Origin of the sequence: Pseudomonas sp. BAV 4579, from assembly GCF_009765395.1 — a bacterium.
In the GTDB taxonomy this organism is placed as follows: Bacteria; Pseudomonadota; Gammaproteobacteria; order Pseudomonadales; family Pseudomonadaceae; genus Chryseomonas; species Chryseomonas aestiva.
Map to the genome: position 1 here is coordinate 1 of NZ_WHOV01000265.1, position 1,064 is coordinate 1,064.

The following is a 1,064-nucleotide window of genomic DNA, read 5'->3' on the forward strand; positions in this document are numbered from 1 at the left end:
AGAGCAGTTGGCTTTTAACCAATTGGTCGCAGGTTCGAATCCTGCACGACCCACTATCTTCACCCAGAACCCTCCTTGCGGAGGGTTTTGGCGTTTCTCGCAGCTAGTACAAGCAGCCGTCTGTCGCGAAACATAGCTTCGCAATCAAGTGATGTCAAACCGCGATATCTCATGCCAATGACGCTCTGGCACTGGGCTAGGAGCCTGGAAGGCATGTTATTACGGCTGTTATCTATCGAAGGCGCGTAAGTGTTCCTTGAGAGCTGGTTCTCAACTTCGGATGAGCGGCAACTTTTGGGAGTTGAAGCGATGGGGGCTGTCACCCTGATTTAGAGCGGACTTCGAATCTGCTTACGGGGGAAATTCTCGCAGGGCTGGCCTGGAGCCGGGTTTCCGTCGTCATCGAATGCCCAGATCTCAGTAGTAGCTGATCCAACCCACTGGACGATAGGAGCTGGCTCAGCTGCCTGACCTGGTGGGCCATTTCTTCCAAGTCTGGACCAATCAATGTGTCAGATCGCTCAGGCAGACGAACAGCTGACCGTTGCTCTCTGCCAGCGTTTAGCGCTGGGAGCGCACGCGGAGATAACTGGACCGATTCCGCGGCGGGCTCTCTCGTACCACTCAGAGCAGGCGTTGAATGGTGCGATGGTGGCTTAGTGATAGCTGGCGCCGGAGCGCCGTAATCCACACGAGCACGTTGCCGATGCTTCGGCTTGGCCGCCTCGATCCTATCGTTCATGGCGTCGCGCATGACTTCATAGTCTGGCTCGATGTATTCCATCGTGGTCGCCAGATTCGAGTGGTTTAGGAGCTGCTTGGTGACGTGGATGTTTCGGTCAGGCTGACGCATCAGGTCGCTGGCCAAGGTATGTCTGAATCGATGGGGAGTCATCCTCACACCCGTCATACGAATCAGCTTCGTGTACATGGCCTCGACCTGGTTGTCGTTCATCACGTCGCGACGGTAATGACTTGAGAAGCGGTTGACGTTGAACAGCTGATCGGCAGTGTGGATTCAACCGGTGAACGCAACACACTAGATTCTGCGTAAGCAGGAGGGT

General features: G+C 55.3%; 1 pseudogene. It reads right to left on the reverse strand.

Annotated elements, in window-relative coordinates:
* Positions 1 to 319: 319 nt before the first annotated feature.
* Positions 320 to 1,006: pseudogene (locus GSQ95_RS25915) on the reverse strand (site-specific integrase); the annotation flags it as partial.
* Positions 1,007 to 1,064 lie beyond the last annotated feature (58 nt).